Raw genomic sequence first — 6,307 nt, 5'->3', positions numbered from 1 at the left:
TTCCCTAACATGTTCTCAATCCACGCCGTCTTTGACATCATGGCCTGGATGCGGAATGTTAAAAGGCGGAAAGCCAACAATGGGAGTTAAGTCATGACAATTTACAAGAGTAATGGCGATCGCGTTCCGGATCACATCCTGGCCATGGCCGAAGAAGCCAAGGCAGGCAAGGTGGACCGCCGCGAATTCCTGGCCATGGCCAGCGTCTTCGGCGCATCGACGGCAATGGCTTACGGCTTGCTCGGCCTCGCCGATCCGACGCCGGCGAAGGCCGAAGAGGTAAAGGGCAAGAAGGGCGGCACGCTGAAGATCGCCCAGTGGATCAAGGATCCCAAGGACCCGCGCAAGGCCGACTGGTCGGAAATCGCCAATGCCGAGCGCCAGGCGCTCGAGCCGCTGGTCAAGTACACGTCCGAATACACGTTCCGCCCCTATCTGCTGGAAAGCTGGGACGTCAACGACGATGCCACGCAGTACACGCTGCATGTGCGCAAGGGCGTCACCTGGTCGAATGGCGATGCCTTCACCGCCGCCGACGTCGTCTTCAACCTGAAGCGTTGGGCCGACAAGAAAGCCGAAGGCAATTCCATGCCCGGCCGTCTTGGCTCGCTGGTCAAGGACGACAAGCTCGACGAAAGCGCCGTGACCATGCCGGACGACCACACGGTCGTGCTGAAGCTCACCAAGCCGGACATCGCGCTGATTCCGAACATGTGCGACTATCCCGGCCTCATCGTCCACAAGACCTTCGATGAGAAGGGCGGCGACTTCAAGGCCTGCCCGATCGGCACCGGTCCGTTCGAACTCGTCTCCTACGATGTCGGTCAGAAGGTGGTCTACAAGCGCCGCACCGACGACAAGTGGTGGGACGGCGAAGTGTTCCTCGACGGCCTGGAATTCATCGACTACGGCACCGATCCAGCAGCCATGGTCAGCGCTTTCGAAGCCGGCGAAGTGCATACCAATTTCGAGACTTCGGCCGACTACGTGTCGATCCTCGACGGCATGGACCTGGTGAAGTCGGAAATCGTCACCGCGTCGACCATCGTCTGCCGCACCAACGTCAACAACAAGCCCTATGGCGACCAGAAGGTGCGCAACGCGCTGCAGCTTGCGGTCGACAACAATGTCGTCTTGCAGCTCGGCTACGGCAACGCCGGCTCGGTCGCCGAAAACCACCATGTCTGCTCGATCCATCCGGAATATTACGAGCTGCCCAAGGTTGCCCGTGATCCGGCCAAGGCGAAGGCGCTGATGGCGGAAGCCGGCCAGGCCGACTTCGAACACGAGCTGATCACGGTCGACGAAGACTGGCACAAGAACACCGGCGATGCGATCGCCGCCCAGCTGCGCGACGCCGGCATCAAGGTGAAGCGCACCGTTCTGCCGGGTTCGACGTTCTGGAACGACTGGACGAAGTATCCGCTGTCGATGACCAACTGGAACATGCGCCCGCTCGGCGTCCAGGTTCTGGCCATCGCCTATCGCACCGGCGAGGCCTGGAACGAGGCCGGCTGGTCGAATCCGGAATGGGACGCCAAGCTCAATGCGGCGCTCGCCGTTGCCGACGCCGCCAAGCGCAAGGAAATGATGAAGGACATCGAGCAGATCCTGCAGGATTCCGGCATCATGATTCAGCCGTACTGGCGCAAACTCTACAGCCACTCGGTCAAGGCGGTGCAGAACTACAAGATGCACCCGACCTTCGAGCGCGACTACGGCAAGGTCTGGCTCGAACAGGCTTGATCGCATCGACATGGGGGAAGGGGCTCGCTCCCTTCTCCCGCTCTTTGCATCGTCCGTCCCCGTTGGTCCGCGCTTTCTCAAAAAAGTTACGGACTCGCGGGCAAGGCCGTGCAACAAAACAGGGTTGATCGCATCCGAAGGCCTGTTTGACAGCCAGCTCCGCCGGTCACGGCAGGGTTGGCTTTCATAGCCGGCTCAAACCCCAACCCATCGGCAGGGGGCCGCCATGCTTTCCTTCGTTATCAGGCGTCTTGGCACCATGGCATTGACGATGCTGTGCTTGACCATGGTCGTCTTCTTCCTGATCAACCTCGAACCCAATCTGAAGAAGCTGGCGATCAGCCAGACCGAAATGCATACGTCGGCCGAGCAGCTCGAGAGCTGGCTGGTCAACCACGGCTATCGGCAGAACTTCTTCGTCCGCTATGGGCAGTGGCTGGGCGTGGTGCCCAAGCAACCTGTGACAGACCCGGCGACCGGCAAACCGGCGCAGCGTTTCTCCTTCTGCAATGATCCGCTCGTGCCGACCTTCGCCGGCGTTTTCCAGGGCGATTTCGGCTGCTCGACCAAGTTCAAGGCGACCGTCGCCTCAAAGCTGTTTCCGGCACTCGGCGCCACGGGCATCCTGATGTTCTGGGTGCTGGTGGTGATGGTGCCGATCTCGCTGCTGATCGGCATTATGGCCGGCATGCGCGAGGGGTCGCGAACCGACCGGGTGCTGTCCGTGGCGTCGATCGCTTCGACGGCGACGCCTGAATATGTGTCGGGCGTCATCTTCACCGTCATCTTCGCCTCATGGCTAGGCTGGCTGAACGGCTCGGCGGCTTCGGCCAGCCAGGGCATCACCTTCTATAATTTCACTTTGCCGGTAATGACGCTGGCGATCTACGGCATCGGCTATATTGCGAGGATGACGCGTGCTTCGATGGTCGAAGTGATGACGCAGCAATATATCCGCACCGCCAGATTGAAGGGCCTTTCCTTCGGCAGCGTCGTGGTCAAACATGCCTTGCGCAACGCGCTGATCGCACCGTTCACCGTCATCATGCTGCAATTCCCATGGCTGCTCACCGGCGTCGTCATCGTCGAGGTGATGTTTCGCTATCAGGGCTTCGGCTACACGCTGGTCGAGGCGGCCGGCAACAACGACATCGACCTTTTGCTCGGCTGCTCGCTGGTCTCGGTGTTCATCGTCCTGATCACGCAGCTCATTTCCGATGTCGGCTACGCATTTCTCAATCCGCGTATCAGAGTTCAGTAGGGAGCGAAGCGGATGCCGGTTCAATATATCAGTGGCTTCACCATCGTTCTCGAAGTGCTGTCGCGCTTCTGGCCGGTCTGGATCGCACTCGTCATCGTCATGGGCGCGAGCTTCACCTACAAGAAGAAGCTGGCGCTCTACGGCCAGCTGTTCGACAGCGGTGTCGGCATCGTCGGCGTCGGCATCTGCCTGTTCTGGCTGTTCACGGCGATCTTCGCCGCGACCATTTCGCCCTTCGACCCGCTGGCCCAGATTCCCATCATGAAGGATGTGCTGCCGGGCGCCGTCGAACCGAAATCGGGGCTGACCTATCTGTTCGGCGGCGACAAGCTGGCGCGCGACGTGTTTTCGCGCATGGTCTATGGCAGCCAGATCGTGTTGATCATCGCGCCTGCCGCGACCGGCTTCGCGCTGATGGTCGGCATCACGCTCGGCCTGCCCGCCGGCTATTACGGCGGCAAGATCGACACCGTGCTGTCGTTCCTGGCCAATCTCGTGCTGGCCTTCCCGGTCATCCTGCTGTTCTATCTTTTGGTGACGCCGGGCATCATGGATACGCCGATCCCCTATGGCATGGCCGGCGTGTTCTTCCTGTTCCCGATCATCTTCTTCAGCGTGCTGTTCTGGACCCGCTACAAGAACCGGCCCGACCGGCTATACATCCTGCTCGGCATCACCCTGATCCTCGGCGGCTGGATCTATGCCGGCCTGGTCTTCGACGCCGATCCGCTGAAGATCGTGCATATCGACCCCAACCAGCTCAACATCTTCGTGGCGGTGGTGTTCGCCTCCAGCCCCGGCGTGTTTCGCATCGTGCGTGGCCTGGTGATGGACATCAAGACGCGCGATTATGTGGCGGCGGCGCAGACACGCGGTGAATCGCCCTGGTACATCATGCTGTGGGAGATCCTGCCCAATGCGCGCGGGCCACTGATCGTCGACGCCTGCCTGCGCATCGGCTACACCACCATCCTGCTCGGCACGCTCGGTTATTTCGGCCTTGGCCTGGCGCCGGAAAGTCCGGACTGGGGCACCGCGATCAAGGACGCCAGCCGCCTGCTGCGCTCCTTCATCCACCCAGCGTTGCCGCCGACGATCGCACTGATGTCGTTCGTGCTGGGCTTGAACCTGCTCGCCGACTCGCTGCGCGAACAATCGATGAAAGACTGATCTCGCGGGTTTCGACCCGATGCGCCTGAGAGAAACAGGCCCGAAAGAACCAGGATTGGAGCGACCCATGAACGAGGCAGTTCGAAATCCCGCCACGCCAACCAATGGGCCGGCCAACGCGCCGATCATCGAGATCGAGAACCTGTCGATCTCCTTCTTCACCCGCAAGGGCGAGATCCCGGCCGTCATGGATTTTTCCTGCACCGTCATGCCGGGGGAGGCGATGGGCATCGTCGGCGAATCCGGCTGCGGCAAGTCGACCGTGTCGCTCGGCATCATGCGCGACCTCTCCAACATCGGAAAAATCGTCGGCGGCAAGATCAAGTTTCAGGGCAAGGACATGGGCGAGCTCTCCGACGAGGAGTTGCGCTCCATTCGCGGCAACAAGATCGCGATGATCTACCAGGAGCCGATGGCGAGCCTGAACCCGGCGATGAAGGTCGGCCAGCAATTGATGGAAGTGCCGCTGATCCACGACAAGGTGTCGAAGGAAGAGGCCTATAAGCGCGCGCTCGAAATGGTGCGCTCGGTCAAGCTGCCGGACCCCGAGCGTATGATGCGCTCCTATCCGCACCAGCTTTCGGGCGGCCAGCAACAGCGCATCGTCATCGCCATGGCGCTGCTGTCGAAGCCGGCGCTGCTTTTGCTCGACGAGCCGACGACGGCGCTCGACGTGACGGTGGAGGCGGGCATCGTCGACCTGGTCAAGGGGCTGGGCGAGAAGTTCGGCACGTCGATGATCTTCGTGTCGCACAATCTCGGCCTGATCCTCGAAACCTGCGACCGCATCACGGTGATGTATTCGGGCGAGGCGGTGGAGACCGGCAAGATCAAGGATGTCTTCGACAGGATGCGCCATCCCTATACGCAAGGGCTGTTCCGCTCGATCCCGCTGCCCGGCGCCGACAAGAATTCACGGCCGCTGATCTCGATTCCCGGGCAGCTGCCGCTACCGCACGAGCGGCCCAAGGGCTGCAATTTCGGCCCGCGCTGCCACCATTTCGTGGAGGGCGTCTGCAACGCCGCCGAAATCCCGATGATCGAGGTCGCGGGTCACGAAGGCCATTTCTCGCGCTGTGTGCGTTTCAACGAGATCGACTGGGAAGCGCTGCCGCCCGGCGCCAAGAAGGTCAATGAGCGCGTCGTGCCCGGCGCGCCGGTGCTCAAGATCGAGGATCTCAGAAAATACTACAGGGTCGGCGGCAGCGAGGTGTTCGGCTCGAGCGAGGGCCGCGTCGTCAAGGCCAATGAGACGATCTCGTTCATGGCGCGCGAATCCGAGACGGTCGCCATCGTCGGCGAATCCGGCTGCGGAAAGTCGACGCTGGCCAAGGTGCTGCTCGGGCTGGAGACGGCAAGTGCCGGCACGGTGACGCTGGGCAACACGGAAATCCAGTCGACGGGCATCGAGAAACGGAGCGTTGACACGGTGTCGTCGATCCAGATGGTGTTCCAGAACCCGTTCGACACGCTCAATCCCAGCCATTCGGTCGGTTCGCAGATCATCCGCACGCTGGAGAAGTTCAATGTCGGCAAGACGGTTGCCGATCGCCGCAAGCGCATGCTGGAACTGCTCGACCTGGTGAAGCTGCCCAGGGCGTTCGAGACCCGCAAGCCGCGCCAGCTTTCGGGCGGCCAGAAGCAGCGCATCGGCGTGGCGCGCGCCTTTGCCGGCGACGCCAAGGTGGTGGTGGCCGACGAGCCGGTCTCGGCGCTCGACGTGTCGGTGCAGGCGGCGGTGACCGAATTGCTGATGGACATCCAGCGCAAGAACAAGACGACGATGCTGTTCATCAGCCATGATCTGTCCGTCGTGCGCTACATCGCCGACCGCGTCGTCGTCATGTATCTCGGCTATATCGTCGAGCAAGGCACGACCGACCAGATCTTCGCGCCGCCCTATCACCCCTATACAGAGGCGCTGCTGTCGGCGATTCCGATCGCCGACACCAGCGTGGTCAAGCGGCACATCGTGCTGGAAGGCGACATCCCGTCGGCGATGAATCCGCCGTCCGGCTGCCCGTTCCAGACCCGCTGCGGCTACAAGAAGCTGGTGCCGGACAATCTGTGCGAGACCAAGGTGCCCCCGGTCAAGCATCTCGGCGGCGGCCATATGAGCCTGTGCTGGCT

Annotated in this window: 4 protein-coding genes; all 4 read left to right on the top strand. The window is 61.7% G+C overall.

The window, feature by feature from the left end:
- The first annotated feature begins 93 nt into the window (after positions 1–93).
- The gene (locus EN984_RS18590; RefSeq protein ID WP_127269355.1) at positions 94–1,746 is read left to right on the top strand and encodes an ABC transporter substrate-binding protein; all 1,653 of its coding nucleotides are present in this window, start codon (positions 94–96) and stop codon (positions 1,744–1,746) included.
- Positions 1,747–1,972: 226 nt separating this feature from the next.
- The gene (locus tag EN984_RS18585) at positions 1,973–3,007 is read left to right on the top strand and encodes an ABC transporter permease (protein WP_127269356.1); all 1,035 of its coding nucleotides are present in this window, start codon (positions 1,973–1,975) and stop codon (positions 3,005–3,007) included.
- A gap of 12 nt (positions 3,008–3,019) precedes the next feature.
- Entirely contained in the window at positions 3,020–4,177 is a 1,158-nt protein-coding gene (locus EN984_RS18580; protein WP_127269357.1) for an ABC transporter permease, read from the top strand.
- 67 nt (positions 4,178–4,244) lie between these two features.
- The coding region (locus tag EN984_RS18575; protein ID WP_164765519.1) for an ABC transporter ATP-binding protein at positions 4,245–6,307 on the top strand (2,063 nt) is incomplete at its 3' end.

Source organism: Mesorhizobium sp. M7A.F.Ca.CA.004.12.1.1 (assembly GCF_003997835.1).
GTDB lineage: Bacteria > Pseudomonadota > Alphaproteobacteria > Rhizobiales > Rhizobiaceae > Mesorhizobium.
The sequence above is the reverse complement of the archived record's forward strand: the minus strand, read 5'-3'. Positions and strand labels throughout refer to the sequence as shown.